The organism is Corynebacterium variabile, assembly GCF_006539825.1.
Taxonomy (GTDB): Bacteria; Actinomycetota; Actinomycetes; order Mycobacteriales; family Mycobacteriaceae; genus Corynebacterium; species Corynebacterium variabile.
The window spans coordinates 71619-91946 of the sequence record NZ_BJNT01000001.1; the positions used below are offsets into that span (position 1 = coordinate 71619).

The following is a 20328-nucleotide window of genomic DNA, read 5'->3' on the forward strand; positions in this document are numbered from 1 at the left end:
TGGGGAAGTGGCGGATGGAAAGGGTCTTTCAGATGATTCACTGTAGCCGGTCGGGCGAGCCCCCGCGGTCACCGGGATCACGGCGTACCGCACCGGTGACGAAGCGGTCGCGACCGGCGAAGTCACGGTGCTGGACCGGATCGGCGATACCGGCGTCCGCCAGCAGTTCCCGGACCTGCTGCCCGGTGGCGTCATCGTGCTCGACGGCGATCTCCGCGTGCGGGGCACAGGTCATGGCGATGATCCGGGCCAGGGGGCGCATGAGCTCGAGGCCGTCGGCGCCGGAGTAGACCGCCTCGTGGGGGTCCGCCCCGACCTCAGGGTCGGCTGCGGCGACATGCTCGCCGTGGTCACCTTCGGGGACGTAGGGCGGGTTCGACAGGACGAGATCCGCACCGGCGACCAGGCCGAGCCCGGTGACGAGTGCGGCGTCCGTGGCGTCCCCGCGGTGGAACTCGACGGCGATCCGGGGGTCGATGTCTCCTCTGGCCTGCCAGTCGGAGAGGTTGCGTCCGGCGTAGTCCAGCGCGGTCGGCGAAAGCTCGATACCGATGATCCGCAGGTCGAGGCGGTCGGCCAGCCTGGAACGGGTGAGCATGTGGGCGAGTCCGAGGCTGATCGTGCCCGGTCCGGAGCAGAAGTCCACCACGGTGAACCGCGGCGGGACCAACGCGGCACGCAACGGAGTACTGCGACGTCGCGTCTCCCAGTCTGTGATCCGGGACGCTGCCCAGTCGATGAGCAGGTCGGTCTCCGGCCGCGGGATGAACACCCCCGGCCCGACGGCGAGGTCGACCCCCACCACCGGCGCGGTACCGAGGATGAACTGCAGTGGCTCACGGGCGGCCCGACGCTCCACCATGGGCGGGAAGGACGCCGGCACCGGGTCTCCCCCACGCAGCACGAGATCCATCGGGGTGACCGTGGAGCCGGTGGCTGCCGTCAGCGCCGCAGCCATGAGCTCACGGGCGTCATGGGCCGCCGACGGTACCCCGGCGTCGGTCAGGGTGGTGACCGCCGACCGGAGGGCGGCCGAGACGGTCTGCGGACCGGTCTCAGTCATCGGCCTCGAGGCGGGCGGCACGGTCGGCGTCGTGCAGGGCGCCGAACAGGGCTTCCAGGTCGCCGTCGAGGACGGCGTCGAGGTTGTTGGCCTTGTAGCCGATGCGGTGGTCGGAGACGCGGGACTCCGGGAAATTGTAGGTCCGGATGCGCTCCGAGCGGTCCATCGTGCGGATCTGGGCGTGGCGTCCCTCCGCGGCGGCGGCGTCCGCTTCCTCCTCCTTCATCTGCTGGAGGCGTGCGGCGAGCACCTGCATGGCGCGGGCCTTGTTCTGGATCTGCGAGCGTTCCTTCTGACAGGTCACCACGATGCCGGTGGGCAGGTGGGTGATGCGCACGGCGGAGTCCGTCGTGTTCACTCCCTGGCCGCCCTTGCCGGAGGACCGGTAGACGTCGACTCGCAGGTCCTTGTCGTCGATCTGCACGTCCTCGACCTCGTCGGGTTCAGGGTAGACCAGGACGCCGGCGGCGGAGGTCTGGATGCGTCCCTGCGACTCGGTCACGGGGATACGCTGCACCCGGTGGACGCCGCCCTCGAACTTGAAGACGCTCCATGCGCCGTCACGGGTCGGCTGCTTCGACCGGATCGACATGGTGAGGTCCTTGACGCCGCCCAGATCGGTCTCGTTGGTGTCCAACACCTCACAGGTGAAGCCGTGCTTCTCGGCGTAGCGCTGGTACATGCGCACCAGCTCGCCGGCGAACAGTGCGGCCTCTTCTCCACCGGCACCGGACTTGACCTCCATGACCACGTCATCGGAGTCGTGGGGGTCGCGCGGGGCCAGCAGGTCGGTGAGCTTCTCCTCGAGCGCCGGGATCTCCGCGGCGAGACGGTCGGCCTCGGCGGCGAACTCGGCGTCCTCGGACGCCATCTCCGCGGCGGCCTCGTGGTCTTCGCGGGCCTGGGTGAGATGATTGTACGTCTGGATGACCGGCTGGAGCTCGCTGAACCGCTTGGCGACCCGACGGGCCGCCGCGGCGTCATTGTGCAGCTCAGGGTCGGAGAGCTGCATCTCCAGGCCCTGGTACTCCGAGAGGATGTCGTCGACCTTGGACGGCGAACCTGCCAGATCACTCATCGTCGTCACCTGCCAGCGGGGCGGAGGACGCGATCTGCATCATGAACTCGCCGTTTGTCTTGGTCTTGCGCAGCTGCTTGATCATCAGGTCGATGGCGGCCTGCGGATCCAGCGCGGAGAGGATGCGGCGCAGCTTGTGCATGAGCCGGGCCTCCTCCGGGCCGAGCAGGAGGTCGTCCTTGCGGGTACCGGACGGGTTGACGTCCACGGCCGGGAAGAGGCGCCGCTCGGCGATCTTCCGGTCCAGCTTCAGTTCCGCGTTACCGGTGCCCTTGAACTCCTCGAAGATGACCGTGTCACCGGCGGACCCGGTCTCCACCATGGCGGTGGCGATAATGGTCAGGGAGCCGCCGTTCTCGATGTTGCGGGCCGCGCCGAGGAAGCGCTTCGGCGGGTACAGGGCGTTGGAGTCCACACCACCGGACAGGATGCGTCCGGACGCCGGCGAGGAGTTGTTGTAGGCCCTGCCCAGGCGGGTGATCGAGTCCAGCAGGACCACGACGTCCTGCCCCTGCTCCACCAGACGCTTCGCGCGCTCGATGGCGAGCTCGGCGACCGCGGTGTGCTCGTTCGGCGGACGGTCGAAGGTCGAGGCGATGACCTCGCCCTTCACCGAACGCTGCATGTCGGTGACCTCCTCGGGACGCTCGTCGACGAGGACGACCATGAGGTGGCACTCCGGGTTGTTGACCGCGATGGCGTTCGCGATTTCCTGCAGGATGGTCGTCTTACCGGCTTTCGGCGGCGAGACGATAAGGGCGCGCTGTCCCTTACCGATCGGCATGATGAGATCGATGACACGGGTGGTCAGGATCTTCGGGGTGGTCTCCAGACGCAGCCGCTGGTTCGGGTACAGCGGGGTGAGCTTGTGGAAGTTCGGACGCTTGGCGGCGTCCTCAGGGCTCAGACCGTTGACCGTGTCCACACTGTGCAGCTGGGTGTACTTGCCGCGGTTGCGGTTACGTCCCTGACCGTTGTTGGCGGTCTGCTGCTTGCCGGGGCGGATTGTGCCGGTGATCGCGTCACCGTGGCGCATGCCGAACTTCCGGACCATCTGGATCGGGACGTAGATGTCGGTGGAGCCGGCGTGGTACCCGGTGGTGCGGATGAAGGCGGTGTTCGCGTCGACGAAGTCGAGGATGCCGGCGACGGGGGTCGGCGGCTCGCCCTGGTTGTTCTGGTTGTTCTGGTTGTTCTGGTCGTTCTGGTTGTTCTGGTTACCGCCCTGGCTACCGCCGTCCTGGTTGTTGCGGTTGCGGTTGCGCTCGCGGCGGGAGTTGCGCTCGGAACGTCCGCCACCCTGCTGGTTGCCCTGCTGGTTCCCCTGGCGGTTGTCCTGGCGTCCACCCCGGCCGCCCTGCTGGCCGCCGTCCCCCTGGTTGCCCTGCGGCTCGTCGCCACGGCCGCGGTTGCGGCGGTTTCGGCGGTTACGGCGGCTGCGGCGTCCGCCGCCCTCGCCGTCCTGCTGCTCATTCCGGTCGTCGCGGTCGTCGCGGTCGTCGCGGTCGTTTCGGTCGGTGCTCTCGGTACGGTTCTCTGACACGGTGTCGCCCTGGTCGGCCTTCTCTGTGGTCGTCGGAGCAGCCGGTTCCGGAGCCTTCTCCGGTGCGGTCGCCTTCTCCGGTGCGGTCGTCTTCTTCGCCGTCGCGGGACGGCCCCCACCGATACCCGCGGTACTGATGGCGTCGATGAGCTCGCCCTTGCGCAGTCCCGAGGTGCCACGGAGGCCCTGGGAGGCGGCGATCTGCTTCAGCTCCGTCAGCTTGAGGCTGGCGAGGCCGTCGTTCTGTGCCCTGGAGACGATGTCAGGCAAAGTCACAGGTGTCCTTTCGGTCCACCCCCCGGAAACGGACGGCCACGGTCATGGACGGCACTGACGTGCTGCGTGGGGCCGGGATTGTCTGACCTGGCCGGGACACGGCAGGAGACCGGGGGGCGACGTGCTCTCGTTGAGTCGTCGGATTGTGAGGTTCGGAGACCGGGGTCGACGTTGTCCGGACAGGCCGCGTGGCGGCTCGTCTGGCGGACCCGGGAGTCCTGATGACCGGGCACTGCGCGACCGGGTGTGTCGGTCTGTGGTGGCAGTGATCGATTCTCGGAGGCGATGTTACCACCCTCAGGCGGTCCCACCGCCAATCAACGCACCGGCATGCCTATCCTGGTGACCATGGAGGACCACTCGCACGACGCACCATCCACGCCGCCGGCCGTAACCGCCCCTGCACCCGTCGCATCGACGATGCAGGTGGTCCCGTTTTCGCTCGCCCGCATCCTGGAGTACGGCCGCAGGGTCCACGCCGCCTCGACCGTGACGACCTACCGCGGGATGAGTTCCGAACAGTGCACCTTCGCAGCACTCGGATCACGGGCCGCCGCCTTTGCCCACACCCTTCACGACCTGGTCGGCACAGCCGTCGGCGAACGGGTCGGCACCATGATGCCGAACACCGCAGAGCACCTCGAGGTGCTCTTCGGCGCAGGGTCGATGGGTGCGGTGTTCCAGCCGCTCAACCCCTTCCTCATGCCGGACCAGATCATCCACGTGATCAACCATGCCGATGACCGGGTGATCGTCCTGGACCCGGACCTCGCCGAGGTGCTGCTGCCGCTGCTGCCCGACTGCCCCGGCGTCCACACCCTCATCGTCACCGGCGATGACGAGGAGGTCCAGGCCGTCAAGACCGCCACCCCCGACGGCATCCGGGTCCTCGGCTACGAGGCCAGTCTCGACGGACGCCCGACCACCTACGCCTGGCCCGATCTTCCGGAAACGGCCCCGGTGGCCATGTGCTACTCCACCGGCACCACCGGCGCGCCCAAGGGCGTGGTCTTCTCCCACCGTTCAGTGTGGACCCACGCCACGACCATCCGTTCAGTCGACTCACTGGCGGTGCGCAACGGCGAGCGGTTCCTGTGCTGCGTCCCCGTCTTCCACGTCCTGAGCTGGGGTGTACCGATCGCCGCGATGATGGCCGGGACCCGTCTGATCATGCCGGGCGGAGATGCCTCGCCCGAGCACCTCTCCTACGTCATCGCCGACGCCATGCCGCTGCGCGCCCACGGTGCCCCCACCGTGTGGACACAGCTCATGGTCCACTACGAGAAGAACCCGCCCGAGAAGATGAGCCTGCGGGAGATCATCTCCGGCGGGTCGACCGTTCCCCCTGCCCTCATCGCCGCCTGGGAGGAGCGCTACGGCGTGGACATGACGCACACCTGGGGCATGACGGAGACCGGTCCGGTCGGCACCGTCGCGCGTCCACCCGCCGGTGTCGGTGGTGCAGCGCGTCAGAACTACCGGGAGAGCCAGGGCAGGTTCCCGGTCGGGATGATGTACCGGGTGGTCGACGAGGACGGCGTCCCGCTGACCGCCAACGACCGGTCCACCGGTGAGATCCAGGTCAGGGGCAACTACGTCACCGCGTCCTACTACCATTCCCCCGCCGAGGACGCCGAGGGACCGGCCGCCGTGTTCCGCGGCGGTGCCGTCGAGGACGCCACCGACCGTTTCACGGAGGACGGGTGGCTGCGCACCGGGGATGTCGGAACCATCACCCGGGACGGGTTCCTCACCGTCCACGACCGGCAGACCGACATCATCCGCTCCGGTGGTGAATGGATCTACTCCGCCACCCTGGAGAACCTGGTCATGGCCTCCCCCATGGTCGCCGAGGCTGCGGTCATCGGCATGCCCGATCCGGACTGGGGTGAGCGTCCGCTCGCGGTGGTGGTCGTCGTCCCGGGTACCCCGACGACCCGGGAGACCGCTGCCGCGATCTCGGAGACGGTCGCCGCGCGGGCACCGCGCTGGATGGTGCCGGAGTACTGGACCTTCGTCGACACCCTCGACCACACCTCGGTGGGCAAGTTCGACAAGAAGGACATGCGCACCCACCTGCGACGCGGCGAGTTCAGGATCATCCGCCTCCCCCGGGGCGACAAGCCCTGATCAGTTACTGACCTCGACGGTCACACGTCCGCCGGCGCGGGTCTCCAGGACCCGCAGACCGCGGGAACGGGCCTCGTCGAGCAGGGCAGGATCGACCGGCTCGGTGGAGAGCACCATCACGGTCGGGCCGGCACCGGAGAGGAACGCCGGGTAACCCAGGTTGCGCAGGCGGTTGACCCACTCCGAGGACACCGGCAGCACCTCTGCACGGTAAGGCTGGTGCAGGCGGTCACGGGTGGCCTCCCACAGCAGCTCCGGGTGCCGGGAGAGCGCCACCGGCAGCAGCGCGGCGCGGGAGACGTTGAACCTGGCGTCCACATGGGAGACGTCACTGGGAAGAACGCGGCGCACGGCCTCGGTGGACGCGTGGAAGTCCGGGATCAGGGCCGTGGCCAGGACCGACTCGGCCACCGGCACGCCGACGGCCCGGTACTCCGGGGCGCTGCGGCCGTCGACCGGGATATTGGTCCAGGAGATCACGCCTCCGCCGAGCACGCTGGCTGCGGCATTGTCCGGGTGCCCCTCGAAGGACGCCGCGAGCTGGATCAGCGTGTCGTCGTCGAGTGCACCGGTGGGACGCTCAGGGGTCGGGTCACCCGCCAGCCCTGAGGCGGCGACGACACCGGCGACCGCCGCGGCGGCCGAGGATCCGAGACCGCGGGAGTGCGGGATGACGTTGTGGCAGGTGATCTTCAGGCCACGGACGGTCGCACCGGCCTCACGTAGACCGGCGCGGACCGCACGGACGACGAGGTGACGCTCGTCGAGCGGGACCTCCCCCTCGCCCTCGCCGTGGACGATGACCTCGAGCCCGGAGTCGGTGGCCTCAACCTCGACGACATCGGTGAAGTCGACGGCCAGGCCGAGGGTGTCGAAACCGGGGCCCAGGTTCGCCGAGGAGGCGGGGACGGTGACCTTGACGGCACGACCCACTGCGACGTCAGACATCAGTTACCTTCCATCCGGATGACGCTGCGGACGTTCTTGACGGCCTCGAGCTGCATGAGCGCGTCCACGGTCTCCTCGAGTGCCTGCTCGGTGGCGTGGTGGGTGATGACGACGAGGCGGGCGCCGTCGACGTTCTCCTCCTGGCGGACGGTCTTGATGGACACACCGTGGGCGGCGAAGGTCGAGGCGACCTCGGCGAGGACGCCGGGACGGTCCTGGACGGTCATGTCGACGTGGTAGCGGGTCCGCACCGCGCCGAAGTCGGCGATCGGCAGGTTGGCGTAGGTCGACATGCCCGGCGCACGACCACCGTGGACGACGTTGCGGGCGGCGGCGACGACGTCACCGAGAACGGCGGACGCGGTGGGGGCACCGCCGGCACCGTTGCCGTAGAACATCAGTCGACCGGCGTGCTCGGCGATGACGAAGATCGCGTTGAAGGACTCGGAGACCGTCGCCAGCGGGTGGGACAGCGGCACCAGAGCCGGATAGACGCGCGCGGAGATCGACTCGTCGCCGCTCTCCTCGTCGACCAGGCGCTCACAGATGCCGAGCAGCTTGATCGTGCAGCCGGCCGCTTTGGCCGCGGCGATGTCGTCGGCGGTGATGTTGCGGATGCCCTCGCAGTGCACATCGTCGAAGCCGACCGGCGAGTGGAAGGCGAGGGAGGCGAGGATGGCGGCCTTTGAGGCGGCGTCATAGCCGTCGACGTCGGCGGAGGGGTCGGCCTCGGCGTAGCCCAGCTCGGTGGCCTCGGCGAGCATCACGTCGTAGGAGGCGCCGCGCTTGTCCATCGCGTCGAGGATGAAGTTCGTCGTGCCGTTGAGGATGCCCATGACGGCGTTGACCTTGTCACCGGCCAGGGAGCGACGCAGCGGGCCGACGACCGGGATGGCGGCGGCGACGGCGGCCTCGAAGAAGAGGTCGGCCCCGGAGGCGTCGGCGGCGTCCGCCAGTTCCATGGCGTGTGCGGCGACGAGGGCCTTGTTCGCGGTGACGACGGACTTCCCGGCGTTCAGGGCGGCCATCACGATCGTGCGGGGGTAGTCGATACCACCGATGACCTCGATGACGAGGTCGATGTCGTCGCGCTTGACGAGGCCGAGGGCGTCATCGGTGAGCAGGGCGGGGTCCACGCCCTCGCGCGGCTTGGAGAGGTCGGAGACGGCGACGCCGCGGACCTCGAGCCGACCATCGATACGGGCGGTGAAGTCCTGTTCCGCCTCGCCGAGAATGCGCAGCACCTCGCGGCCGACAGTTCCCATACCGAGCAGGGCGACGCCGACGGTCGGGGTGGTGGATTCCGTGTTCAGTTCAGCCATAGTCTCTTCCCGTTGTCTCTTCCCGTGGGTTGTGGTTGCGGGTGTGCAGGATGGTGCGGGTTACTGGGACCCGATCATAAACGACGTCTCACCGGGGAGTTTTTTCGAGGTCGATGTTCTCCAGGGCGAGGACATCGGCGACGGTCTCCCGGCGGATCATGACGCGGGACTGTCCGTCGCCGACGATGACGACCGGCGGACGGGTCAGCATGTTGTAGCGCGAGGCCATCATGTAGCAGTACGCGCCCGTGGCCGGCACCGCGAGAATGTCGCCGGCGGCGATGTCGTCGGGCATCAGTGCGTCGTTGATGAGGATGTCACCGGATTCGCAGTGACTGCCGACCACACGGGTCGGGACGAGGGTGCCGGTGGCGTGGCGGTTGGCCAGCCGGCAGTCGTACTCCGCCTGGTAGAGGGCCGGGCGGATGTTGTCGCTCATGCCGCCGTCGACGGAGATGTAGCGGCGCACCGTGTCGTCCGAGGTGTGGACGTCCTTGACGGTGCCGACCGTGTAGAGGGTGACGGTCGAGGGACCGGCGATCGCGCGACCCGGCTCGACATTGAGCACCGGGGCGTCGAGACCTCGCTCGACGGCGGTCTGCCGGACCCGGCGCAGCAGGTCAGACGCTACGGTCTCGACGTCGAGTTCCTCCTGGTCGGGGGTGTAGGCGATGCCGTAGCCGCCGCCCAGGTCGAGGGTGTTGAGGGCGGTGGCCTCGTCGGACTCCTCCCCCAGCTCGTCGATGAGGCGGGCCCACAGGCCCAGCAGACGGTCGGCGGCGAGGCCGAAACCGTCGGCCTCGAAGACCTGGGAACCGACATGGCAGTGCAGGCCACGCAGCCGCATACCGGCGGCATCCACCACAGCGAGGCAGGCCCGCTCGGCGGAGCCGGAGGCCAGCGAGAAGCCGAACTTCTGGTCCTCGTGGCTGGTGGCGATGAACTCGTGGGTGTCGACGTGCACGCCGGGCTTGACGCGGACGAGGACGTCCTGGGTCACACCGAGGCCGGAGGCGACCTTCGCGAGGCGTCCGATCTCCTCGACGGAGTCGATGACGATGAGCTCCACACCGGCGCGGACGGCCACGGCGAGGAAGTCCTCGGACTTGTTGTTGCCGTGCACGGTGATGCGCTCGGCCGGGAAACCGGCGGTCAGTGCGATCTCCAGCTCGCCCTGGCTGGCGACGTCGAGGGCCAGGCCCTCGTCGGCGACCCAGCGGGCAACGGTGACGGACAGGAAAGCTTTCGAGGCGTAGTGGACGTGTTCGCCACCACCGAATGCGGCGGCGAGACGGCGGCAGCGTCCCCGGAAGTCGGCCTCGTCCATGACGAAGACGGGGGTGCCGTGCTCGGCGACGAGCTCGGTGACCGGGACACCGCCCAGTTCGATCTCACCGGTCGTCCGGACGCGGGTGTTCGTGGGGAACACGTGGGACGGGAGGGTGTTGAAGTCCTCCAGGGTCGCCGTGCGCTGACGCAGCGGGACCTGGGGCAGGTGCACCTCGGGATCCACGGTCACATCCTTTCGGGGGCAGAAACACCGACCATGCGCAGGGCATTGGCCAAGGTCACTCGGGCAGCGTTCGCCAGGGCGAGACGGGCGAGGAAGACCGGGGCGATGTCCTCGCCGGTGGCGTCGTCACCCTTGGGCAGGATCTGGCAGGAGTCGTAGAACCGGTGGAAGGTTCCGGCGAGGTGCTCGGCGTAGCGGGCGACACGGTGCGGCTCGCGCAGTTCCGCGGCGGTGGCCAGGACGTCAGGGAACTCACCCAGGGTGCGGATGAGGTCTCCCTCGCGGTCGTGGGTCAGGGTGCCGAGGTCCAGGGTGGACAGGTCCTCAGGCAGGCTGATGCCGTTCTCCTCGGCCTTACGCCCCAGGGAGCACAGCCGGGCATGGCCGTACTGGACGTAGAAGACCGGGTTGTCACTGGTCTGGCTGGTCCACAGGTCCATGTCGATGTCCAGGGAGGAGTCGACGGAGGAGCGGATGAGGGCGTAGCGGGCGGCGTCCACACCGATGGCCTCGACGAGGTCGTCGAGGGTGATGACGGTGCCGGCGCGCTTGGACATGCGCACGGCCTTGCCGTCGCGGACGAGGTTGACCATCTGACCGATGAGGACCTCGACCTGCTCCGGGTTGTAGCCCAGGGCCGCGGCGGCGGCCTTGAGGCGGGCGATGTAGCCGTGGTGGTCGGCGCCGAGCATGTAGATGCAGAGGTCGTGGCCGCGGTCGATCTTGTCGGCGATGTAGGCGATGTCACCGGCGATGTAGGCGGCGTTGCCGTCGGACTTGATGACGACGCGGTCCTTGTCGTCCCCGAAGTTGGAGCTGCGCAGCCACCAGGCGCCCTCGGCCTCGTAGAGGTTGCCGTTGTCCTTGAGGGTCTGGATGGCCTTCTCCACGGCACCGGACTCGAACAGGGCGTTCTCGTGGAAGAAGACGTCGAACTCGGTGCCGAACTCGGCGAGGGTCCGCTTGATGTGGGCGAACATGAGGTCCACGCCCTGGGAACGGAAGATCTCCTGGATCTCCCCGTCGGAGTGGTCCGCCCAGTCCGGGGTGGCCTCGATGACCTGGTCGGTGATGTCGGCGATGTAGTCTCCGCCGTAGCCGTCCTCCGGGGCGGGCTCACCCTTGGCCGCGGCGACGAGAGACCGGGCGAACCGGTCGATCTGGGTGCCGTGGTCGTTGAAGTAGTACTCGCGCGTGACCTGTGCGCCGCGGGCGGCGAGAACGCGGCCGAGCGAATCGCCGACGGCGGCCCACCGGGTACCTCCGAGGTGGATCGGGCCGGTCGGGTTGGCGGAGACGAACTCCAGGTTGATCCGCTGACCGGTGTAGTCGTCACCGGTGCCGTAGGCGTCACCGGCGGTGAGGATGTCGGTGACGAGGCGTCCCTGTGCGTCCGCGGCGAGGCGGATGTTGATGAAACCGGGGCCGGCGACGGTCGCTTCATCGACGCCGTCAGCGGCGGCGAGCGCCTCGGCGAGCCAGGTGCCCAGGTCGCGGGGGTTGGTGCCGGCCTTCTTCGCGGTCTGCAGCGCGATATTGGTCGCGTAGTCACCGTGCTCCGGATTGCGCGGTCGCTCGACGACAGGCTGGTCCGGGACGACGGCGGGGTCGAGGCCGTGGTCGGTGAGTACGGTGCGCGCAGCACCGGAGATGAGGACGGAAAGATCAGCAGGAGTCACAGTGGACGAGACTACCAACGTGGCGTACGCGGAACGTAGGCGACCACGGCGAACCGCCGGCCCCGGCCATCCGGAGGACTTACACCGGTGTCATGCGGGCGGTTTGCGGTCGCAGGGTTACGCGGTGCTATAGTCATCGTCATTGCCTCCGTAGCTCAGGGGATAGAGCACTGGTTTCCGGTACCAGCGGTCGGACGTTCGAATCGTCTCGGGGGCACAGCAGAGAAAACCGCACCTCATGTGAGGTGCGGTTTTCTCGTATGCCGGTGGACGCTCACCCGGCGAGCACCTGCCGCATCGGGACCAGGGTCGCACCGGAGATCCCGTCGAAGCGGTCGAGGTCACAGGTCAGCACGATGATCTGGTGGTCCCGTCCGAGCGTGTCGAGGACGACGTTCATACGGTCGATCCGCCCGCGGTCCGAGAACCCGAGGGCGTCGTCGATGATCACCGGCACCGCGTCTCCCCCACCGACGAGATCCGCGACGGCCAGGCGGGTCAGGACGGAGAGCTGCTCACGGGCACCACCGGACAGTTGAGTGGTGTCGAGGGTGACATTGTCCAGGGTCCGGCGGGACGGACCGAGGTCGTCACCGAACTCGAAGTCCACTTCCGAGCCGTAGAGGGTGCGGGCGAGCCGCTCGACCGTGGCACGCAGCGGGGCCTCATAGCGTTCCCGTGCCCGGGCGAGCGCCTCCTGGACCTCGGAGTACAGCAGTGCTGCGGCCTCTGCCTGTGCCGACACCCGACGGTGTTCACGCTCGGCACGCTCCACGGCGGTGCGGGTGTCCTCCACCTCCTCGGCGACACCCGCATGCTCACCGAGCGCACCGGTGACCCGTGAGACAGCGTGGCCGGTCTCCTCGGCGCGTTCCCGCAGCCGACGCATACGGGATGTCGCCCCCTCCGCCAGGCTGGTGAGCGTCCCGATGTCGATGACGCCGGTACGGGACTCCGCCTCGGCGAGAGCTTCCCGGGCCTCCGCCAGTGCGGTGGCGGCCTCTGCGAGCTCGGAGTCGAGGGACGCGTCGTCCCGTTGCTCCCGATCCGCAGCCAGAGTCGCGGCGAGTCGGTCACGACCTGCGGTCGCCCGTTCCAGTTCCGTCTTCCTGCCCTCGAGCCGCACTGCCGCACCGGCGCGGGTGACCCGGGTGATGTCCTCCTGGATCCGCTCCGCCTCCCGCAGGGCGGCGTCCGCCTCATCGGTCAGTTCCGCTGAGGTGGCGGTGATCTCGTCACCGGTATCCGCACCGGGCACCCCGGGCAGGACAACGGCCCCCTCGGGATCCTCGTCGTGGATCCGCTGCAGCGCCTCGTCCGCACGCGTTCCGAGCTCCTCGACCTCGGCGGCGGCACGCTCGTGCCGGTTGCGCAGATCGTCGACAGTGCCGGTACCGGTCACCTGAGTCAGCCGGAGCACCGCTTCACGGTGCTCCTCCGCCGCATCCTGACGTGCCGCCGCCGCGGCCTCGGCCGCTGTCAGGTCCTCGACACCGGCGGCCACCAGGAGTCGGTCGAGGTCCGCGCGGGCACGGGTAACTTCCTCGGAGACCTCGCTGACGTCGCGGGACGGGGTGACTGTGACGGTCCAGTCCCCCAGACCGATCTCCTGGCGTCCGGTGACATGCACGGTCGCCGACCCGCCGACCAGCTCACGGGGCTCCCGGTCGACAGTGACAGTGCCGTCAGCAGGTCCGGCGACCTCCACGGTCGTCGCCACCGCATCGCGGACGGTAACAGCCTGGCACAGGGCGGCGTCCGCCGAACGCAGGGAGGCGAGGACCTTGTCGGTCACCGGACTGTCGTCCACCGACCTCTTCAGATCACGGACCTCGTCGGCGATGCCGGTGGCCCTGGCGATCCGGTCCGCCAGGTCCGCGACCCGGGACCCGGCATCCTGTCGCCGGGACAGTGCCTCCACGCGTGCCGCCCAGGCGGTGGCGACCCGGGACCGGCGACGTGCGGCGCTGCGTCTCTTCCCCAGATCCCCGGTGGTCTGTTCCTCCTGCTCGGCGGCCTTCTCGGCCTCCTGTACCTCGACGGTCAGGGCGGCGACGGTCTTCTCTGCGTCCGCCAGGGCGGAAATCCGGTCGGCGCGGGCGCGGGCACGCTGGTCGGCGAGGTCCCGCACTCCGGCGGCGGTAGTGACGGTCCTGTGCAACCCGTCGAGTTCGGCGACCGCGGCGCGGCCCTCAGCCAGGGTCTTCTCCGCCTCCACGGCAGCCTCGGCGGCGACGGGCTCCTGCTTCGCCACGGCGGTCTTCTCCACGGTGAGCTGTCCGAGCTCGGTGATGAGATTCTGCGCCTGGGTGTAGCGGCCGGTCGCTGCATCATGGTCCGCCTCGGCCGCTGCCAGGGCGTCTGTGACCGCCTTGAGTTCCTTGGAGGGTCGGCCACCGGGGGTGAAGTACCGCAGGTATTCCTCGGTGATCCTGCCGATGAGGGCGCCGGCCCCGTCCGCTGTACCCGTGCCGGCAGCGGCACCGGCACCGGCACCGGCAGCCTCGTCATCCGCCGGTGAATCCCCGCCGAGAGCCTGCTCCAGGCTGGGGATTCCGGTGGCGGCCAGAATGTCCAGGCTCGCACCCTGCCTGATGGTGAGGGCGTCGATGAGTTGCGTGTCCACCCCCTCGGACAGCAGTTCGGCGAAGCGTTCCGCCGCTTGCCGTCCGGTGAGATTCTCCCGCCGCGGGGAGGTCACGGTGAGTTCACAGCGTCCGCTGCTCTTGTTGAAGCTCTTGAGGATGGTCAGCCGGTGCCCGGCGACCGTCATGTCTGCGGAGACCGTGGTCGCGACGTCCTCTGTCGCGCTCTTCAGTGCCTTGATCCTGGCCGCCTTCGAGTTCACCCCGACCTCGGACAGCAGCAGGCCGAAGGCCGTGAGCAGGGTGGTCTTTCCCATCTCGTTGGGTCCGTGGACGACGACAACTCCGCTGTCCGGCAGTTCCAGGTGTGCGTGGTCGACTCCGGCGACATGGTCGAGGGTCAGGGAATGGAGGGTGAGCATGGGTCAGTTCCCTTTCCCGGTCGTGGTTCCAGCAGGCTCGGCCGACAACCGGTAGAGCAGGCGCAGCGCGTCACGGGCGGTGGCGTCCCCCTCGGCGGTGCGGGACGCCAGGACCCGCGAGGCCTCACCGACGGCACCGGGCCACCGGGCCTCGGCGAGTTCCCCGTCATCGGGCGCGGTGTGCAGGTCCATCAGCCGCTCCCTCGGGTAGAGCGCGGCGAAGGACGGGACCTTCTCGGCGGTCTCCCGGTCCAGCCGGGCGCCGGTCGCGAGATCCACGGTGCCGGTCAGCGCGTACTTCACCACGGTGGTGCGTTTGTCCGGCAGTTCCCCGAGCCGACGGATCCAGTCGGTGACCCCCTCATCGGAGTCGATCCGGGCGGACAGCGCCAGGAAATGCCAGGTACCGACGGGCACCTCGTCAACGGTGACCGTCGCCGGAGCCACGGGGGCTTCCGGGTCGAGGGTGATGTCGACGACGAGCGCGAAGCCGGAGCGTCCCTCTCCCCCGCCGTCTTCCTCGCGGAAGTCGGTGGGTTCAGGGCTGCCGGAGTAGCGCACCGTGCCGTCCTCGTGGAGGTTCACCGCGGAGTGGGTGTCCCCCAGGGCGACATAGTCCACGAGCCGGTCCCGGCAGGCCTGTGCGGCGGCGTCCACGTCGATGACGGCGGGGTCGCCGGCCGATGACCGCGAGGAGGTCGCACCGTGACCGACGAGGACGCGCACCGTCGCGGCATCCCGGCGCTCAGGACCACGCAGCTCGCGCAGCGCCCCGGCCACTGGATCCGCACTCACGTACTTCGACAGCAGCGGAGCACCGACGATCTCCAACGCCGGCCGGCCGTCGGCGGCGTCCCGCGCCCGCTGCGCAGTGGTGTCCGTGAGGACGCGGACTGTCGGTGACAGACCCTCGAACACCGGATCCCGGTAGATGCTCGCCGGGTCGTAGGGGTCGTGGTTGCCGGGCAGAAGGAACACCGGCACCGGGGACGCCCGGAGGATGTCGACCGCCCGACGCCAGGTCCGACTGTCGACGAGGTTGTCGTCGAAGACATCGCCGGCGACGACAACCGCGTCGCAGGACCGCGCCACGGCAAGGTCGAGTATCCGTTCGATGACGGCGAGACGGGCCTCCTGGTACCGGGGGCCGGCCTCCTCCCCGAGGAACCAGCGCTTCATGCCGAGCTGCCAGTCCGAGGTGTGGAGGATCCGGACGGAATGTGGTGACGGGCGTGGTGTGTCAGTCATGCGCACCGATTCTTCCGGACGGGCCGGACAACCAAGGTTCCCTGTCGAACACAGTATCGTATTCTTCCTGATCTTCCCCGGTCAGCAGCCGGTAGCAGCTCTCCAGCTCATCGAGGACGCGCAACTGGTCCACCGTATTCCAGCTGACCTTGCGTATCACCGCGTTCCGGGTGCCCTGGTCACCGAGCTCCAGCCCCGACCCGGGGGTCAGCGGCTCCCGTTGCGGCAGCCGCGACAGGTCACCCCAGAACTCCCCGGGACTGTAGCGGACATCCTCCGGTTCCCGGCGCGTCCCACCGGAACTGCCGGAACTGCCGGAACTGCCGGAACTGCCGGTAGTCCCGGAAGACCCCGTCTGCACCGCCCGCCGCTGCAGGTCCACGACCTGCGGATGACGTTGCCTCTCCTTCGCACCGACCTCATCGATGAGCTTCCGGGTGTCCATCCCCCGCCAGTCGAGGAAGGCCACCGGATCGGTGGTGAACTGCTCGGCCACGGCATGCGCCACAGCGATCCGGTGCTTGCACACCCCGGCACGGTCGGGGCAGGTGCACCAGGAATCGCGGAAGTCCGACGGACTGAGCAGCACCGCCGCCACGTCCCGGCGCGGCTCGCGTCCCGCCAGCAGCCGGGCGAGGTTCTCGGGGTGCTCCAGGCACTCGCCGTGGATGTACGTCACCTGGTTCTCCGACAGTGGACGCCACCGCAGGGACACCTCGAAGGGCTCCAGCTGCGATCCGGTGACCAGTGCGCTCACCGTGCCCAGTTCGAGGTCGAGTTGCCGTACATTGCCCCCACGGGCGTATGCGAGTCCCCGCTGACGGCGTGCCGTGTCTGCACCGGAACCGACCGTGTCCAGGATGACACGGCCCGCCCAGCCTTCGGTGGTGGATGCCGCGCGCTGCTCGCGCTGACGGGTCTGCGTCCTCCGGCGCTTCTCCGCTTCCTCCGCGGCGGTCTGCGCGGCCCGCTGTTCGGCGACCGCCCGCCCGAGCCGGCTGGCCGGGTCGAAGAGACCCTTGGTGAGGTCGGGTCCGCCGGTGGCGTCCTTGCCGGAGGCGCGTGGACCGCGGGAACCGAAGTCGGCCTCGATGACGTTGTCGCCCCACTCCGGCTTCGGGGTGCCGAGCCGCCGTCGTCCGCCTTTCCTGTCCTCACTCACAGTCGTCCTCCTCTCTGTCCTTCGCCGGGTACTTCGCCGGGTACTTCTCCAGCAGACCCGCCTGGAACTCGGCCCAGTTGTCCGCGATCCTGTCCATCGCCTCCTGCAGCGCCGCCTCACCTTCGGCACCGCCGGTACCGAGTCGGCGGTCGGAGGTGGAGGTGTTCAGCCGCCACAGGTCCTTCAAGGACGCATCGTCCATCCTCGTCAGCCAGCTTTCGCCGGCACTGACCACGTCTCCGGCGAGGTCGCGCTTGGCACCGAGGATGTCGTTGATCCTCTCGTCGAGAGTACCCACGGCGATGAGCTTGTGAACGCGGACGTCCTGCCCCTGGCCGATCCGGTAGGCCCGGTCGGTGGCCTGGTCCTCCACCGCCGGATTCCACCAACGGTCGATGTGGATGACCACGCTGGCCCGGGTCAGCGTGATGCCGGTGCCACCGGCCCTGGTCGACAGAATCATCACCTTCGGCCCGTTCTCCGACTGGAACCGGTTCACCAGGTCCACACGCGCCTTCCTGTTCAGTCCACCGTGGAGCATCGGCACCTCGATGCCGAACACCTCCTCCATGTCTGGGGCGAGCATGCGTCCGAACGACGGGAACTGGGTGAACACCAGCACCCGACGGTCCTGCTCGAGTGCCTCGGCGACGATCCGGTAGAGCCGTTCGACCTTGCCGGAGCGGTGACGGCCGTCTTTACGGATCCCGGACCCGTCGCCACTGAAATGCGCCGGGTGATTGCAGATCTCCTTGAAATGCGTCAGCGCGGTGAGCACCAGACCACTACGTCGGTCACTGCGGCTGTTGGCCAACCTGTCCTCGACGTCCGCGGCGTACGCCTGGTACAGCGCCGCCTGCTCCGCGGTCATGGTGACCGAGTCGATGTACTCGCGCTTCTCCGGCAGCCCCAGATCCAGGGACGCATCCGTCTTCTCCCGCCGCAGGATGAACGGGTCGACGAGCCGGTGGAGCCGCTCGACGTCCTCCGGTTCCCGGTCCCGCTCGATGTGGGAACCGATGGCGTTGTGGAAGGCCTTCGCCGAGCCCAGCAGCCCGGGATTACAGAAGTCCATGAGGGTGTGCAGCTCTGACAGCCGGTTCTCCACCGGGGTGCCGCTGAGCGCGATGCGGTGGTCGGCCGGGACAGCCCGGACCGCCCTCGACTGCGCCGTGCCCGGGTTCTTGATGTTCTGCGCCTCATCGGCGACCACCCGACCCCACCGCAGACCGGCGTAGCGGGCCGGGTTGCGTCCCACGGTCCCGTAGGTCGTCAGCACCAGATCCACCGCCTCGGTCGCGGCCGGGAACTGCTCCTCCGGCACCTTTCCCGAGCCGTGGTCCACCAGGACACGCAGCGACGGCACATGCCGGGCGACCTCCGAGTTCCATGCCTCCAGTACCGAGGTCGGGGCCACGACGAGTGTGGGACCGGTCGACTCACCGTGCTCGCGTTCCCAGGCCAGCAGGGCGAGGACCTGCAGAGTCTTACCCAGGCCCATGTCATCGGCGAGAACCGCACCGAGCCGGTGGCGGAACATCCACACCAGCCAGTTGAGACCCCGCTGCTGGTGGTCGCGCAGCGTGACCGTCAGGGAGGTCGGCGGCTCCACCCGCTCCGGCGGGGTGAGGGCCGGCATCTCGCCGTCACCTTCACGCGGGTGCTGGGCGGCGAGCATCCGGCCGACCCAGCCCTCGGCGTCGATCTCGAGGTCCTCGTCGGCGTTCCAGGTTCGGTCCTGCGAGGCCAGTTCGGCGGACAGCAGGTCGCCGAGCGACACCAGCGGATGGGGGTCGTCGGTACGCGCTGCGTCCTTCCTGTCCTTCTCCGCCGCCTGCTGCGCCTCCGTCACCGTGCGGAAGTAGCTGCGCGCCCGGGACAGGGAGTCCCCGTCCAGGCGCACGTACCGGCCCTTGACCTGTACGACGGAGCGTGCCGAGGTGAGCAGGTCATGCTTCTGCAGCGGACTGAGCTGTTCGCCGTCGACCGAGATGTCCCAGTCGAAGGACAGCACCTGCTCCATACCCATGCGACCCTCCGCCGGCCCGGCGCCGACCGGCGAGATCCGCACCTTCACCGCCGGACGCACCGTGGACCAGCCACGCGGTACGAGCACGTCGACACCGGCCATGGTCAGCGCCGCCACCCCCTCGGACAGCAGTGCCTCGACATCCGCCATGGTCAGCGCCAGGGACAGCACGCGGTCCTCGGCAGGACGCCCGGTCAGTGCCGCCGACTCCGGGAACCACACCCCGGTGCGTAACCACCCTTCCACCGCCGTGGCCGTGTCACGCAGCGGCGGCCACGCCCGGTAGGCGGCGTCCAACCCCGGACGCAGCACCCGCTTCTCCCTGTCCCCCGCCTCGGACGCCGGGATCTCGGCGGCCGGGGCGTCATCCACCGACAGACGGACGCCGAGACGCCAGCGACGCGCCTCCGGATCAACCGGTTCTGCCCCGGTGTCTGAGTCATCGTCGTCGCCGTCGTCCGCCGCCGCACCCTGGGGCTCCTGCAGCATGAGGACGAGCCGGGTGGAGTTCTCGGTGGCCGAGCGGCGCCATGCCGCCAGCCCGTCAGCGACGACCGGAGTGAGGCGGCGGTCTGCCTCGCCGGACACCAGCGCGGCGACGAAGTGGTTGTCGAAGACCGTGCCGGTGGCTGCGGACCGCTCCTGCAGCCGGGCGACACACATCCAGTGGACCAGCTCATCGGCGGCGCGCAGCAGGACATCATCCCCGCCGTTGAGCGTCAGCACCACCGGGCAGGATGCCTGGAACTCCCTGAGGATCCGGTTGTGCACCCCGGAGGAGGAGACGCACCACACCGGGAACCACTGACCGTCGGCGAAATGGAGCTTCATCATCACACGTCCGGTGTCCACGATCTCCAGGAGGAGTTCGTACAGCCGCACGAGCCACACCGTCTCCGCGCTGAGCTGGGAGATGTCACCACCCCCACGCAGATACGCCGAGAGTGTTCCGAGCACGGTGAGCGCCTGCTCAGGCGTCCACGCCTGGGTGTAGAGGGAGATCTCACGGACCTGTCCCTTCGGCGTCGCCACCCTCATCCCGTCGCGACGCCGCAGCGCCCGGCTCTTCACCAGGTCGAGCAGCGGCGCAGCCAGGTCATCCGGGCCGAGCGTGGCACTGTCGACCACGACGGCGTGCCCCTCGACCCGCTCAACCCAGAGGTGAAGACCCCGGCCGGCGAGCCACAGAAGATGTACCCGGTGTTCAGTCACTCTCCTTGTGTACCACGGGGACCGGACAGCCTCTGCCCTACCCGTGCCGAACCACTGTTCGACCCCGTCCACCGGACAGCCGGCTCCAAAACCTCTACTGTGGTTCTCAATGACTTTT

General features: G+C 68.9%; 12 protein-coding genes and 1 tRNA gene. 2 read left to right on the plus strand and 11 right to left on the minus strand.

Translation table 11 applies throughout. The features are described 5' to 3' along the window. Nucleotides 1–37: 37 nt before the first annotated feature. Genes CVA01_RS00325 through rho form a run of 3 tightly spaced genes read right to left on the minus strand, consistent with a single transcriptional unit; the run spans nucleotide 38 to nucleotide 3960 of the window. Nucleotides 38–1063, minus strand: a complete 1026-nt coding sequence (locus CVA01_RS00325; protein WP_041630078.1) for a N5-glutamine methyltransferase family protein — start codon at nucleotides 1061–1063, stop codon at nucleotides 38–40. Continuing rightward, nucleotides 1056–2132 carry a peptide chain release factor 1 gene (gene prfA / locus CVA01_RS00330; protein WP_141327850.1) on the minus strand — a complete coding sequence of 359 codons (1077 nt, stop codon included), beginning with the start codon at nucleotides 2130–2132 and terminating at the stop codon, nucleotides 1056–1058. Before prfA ends, CVA01_RS00325 begins: the two co-directional genes overlap by 8 nt. A 1-nt stretch (nucleotide 2133) precedes the next feature. After that, nucleotides 2134–3960, minus strand: coding sequence for a transcription termination factor Rho (gene rho / locus CVA01_RS00335; RefSeq protein WP_141327745.1), 1827 nt, complete (start codon nucleotides 3958–3960; stop codon nucleotides 2134–2136). 420 nt (nucleotides 3961–4380) lie between these two features. Between rho and CVA01_RS00340 the strand changes: the two genes are divergently transcribed. Continuing rightward, nucleotides 4381–6090 carry a long-chain fatty-acid--CoA ligase gene (locus CVA01_RS00340; protein WP_174775583.1) on the plus strand — a complete coding sequence of 570 codons (1710 nt, stop codon included), beginning with the start codon at nucleotides 4381–4383 and terminating at the stop codon, nucleotides 6088–6090. Here the strand turns inward: CVA01_RS00340 and thrB are convergent, their stop codons facing one another. The 4 genes from thrB to argS form a co-directional block, all read right to left on the minus strand. Further along, the gene (thrB, locus tag CVA01_RS00345) at nucleotides 6091–7041 is read right to left on the minus strand and encodes a homoserine kinase (protein ID WP_141327749.1); all 951 of its coding nucleotides are present in this window, start codon (nucleotides 7039–7041) and stop codon (nucleotides 6091–6093) included. Beyond that, the gene (locus CVA01_RS00350) at nucleotides 7038–8360 is read right to left on the minus strand and encodes a homoserine dehydrogenase (protein ID WP_014010356.1); all 1323 of its coding nucleotides are present in this window, start codon (nucleotides 8358–8360) and stop codon (nucleotides 7038–7040) included. The genes thrB and CVA01_RS00350 overlap by 4 nt, the downstream gene beginning before the upstream one ends. Nucleotides 8361–8448: 88 nt before the next feature. Next, nucleotides 8449–9879, minus strand: a complete 1431-nt coding sequence (lysA, locus tag CVA01_RS00355) for a diaminopimelate decarboxylase (protein WP_373862646.1) — start codon at nucleotides 9877–9879, stop codon at nucleotides 8449–8451. Then, the gene (gene argS, locus CVA01_RS00360) at nucleotides 9876–11552 is read right to left on the minus strand and encodes an arginine--tRNA ligase (protein ID WP_141327753.1); all 1677 of its coding nucleotides are present in this window, start codon (nucleotides 11550–11552) and stop codon (nucleotides 9876–9878) included. The genes lysA and argS overlap by 4 nt, the downstream gene beginning before the upstream one ends. A 144-nt stretch (nucleotides 11553–11696) precedes the next feature. On the opposite strand from argS, the gene CVA01_RS00365 reads away from it, so the two are divergent. Further along, a tRNA-Arg gene (locus tag CVA01_RS00365) sits at nucleotides 11697–11769 on the plus strand. Nucleotides 11770–11826: 57 nt separating this feature from the next. On the opposite strand, the gene CVA01_RS15410 is transcribed toward CVA01_RS00365, so the two are convergent. From CVA01_RS15410 to CVA01_RS00385, 4 genes are read right to left on the minus strand one after another with little or no spacing between them, the layout of a single operon-like run. Next, a complete protein-coding gene (locus tag CVA01_RS15410) occupies nucleotides 11827–14559 on the minus strand; it encodes an ATP-binding protein (protein ID WP_141327755.1) in 2733 nt (910 codons plus the stop codon). A 3-nt stretch (nucleotides 14560–14562) separates the two neighbouring features. Beyond that, nucleotides 14563–15807, minus strand: coding sequence for a metallophosphoesterase family protein (locus CVA01_RS00375; RefSeq protein ID WP_041630634.1), 1245 nt, complete (start codon nucleotides 15805–15807; stop codon nucleotides 14563–14565). After that, nucleotides 15800–16969, minus strand: a complete 1170-nt coding sequence (locus CVA01_RS00380; RefSeq protein WP_141327757.1) for an SWIM zinc finger family protein — start codon at nucleotides 16967–16969, stop codon at nucleotides 15800–15802. Before CVA01_RS00380 ends, CVA01_RS00375 begins: the two co-directional genes overlap by 8 nt. Beyond that, a complete protein-coding gene (locus tag CVA01_RS00385) occupies nucleotides 16962–20210 on the minus strand; it encodes a DEAD/DEAH box helicase (protein ID WP_244938064.1) in 3249 nt (1082 codons plus the stop codon). Before CVA01_RS00385 ends, CVA01_RS00380 begins: the two co-directional genes overlap by 8 nt. Nucleotides 20211–20328: the final 118 nt, after the last annotated feature.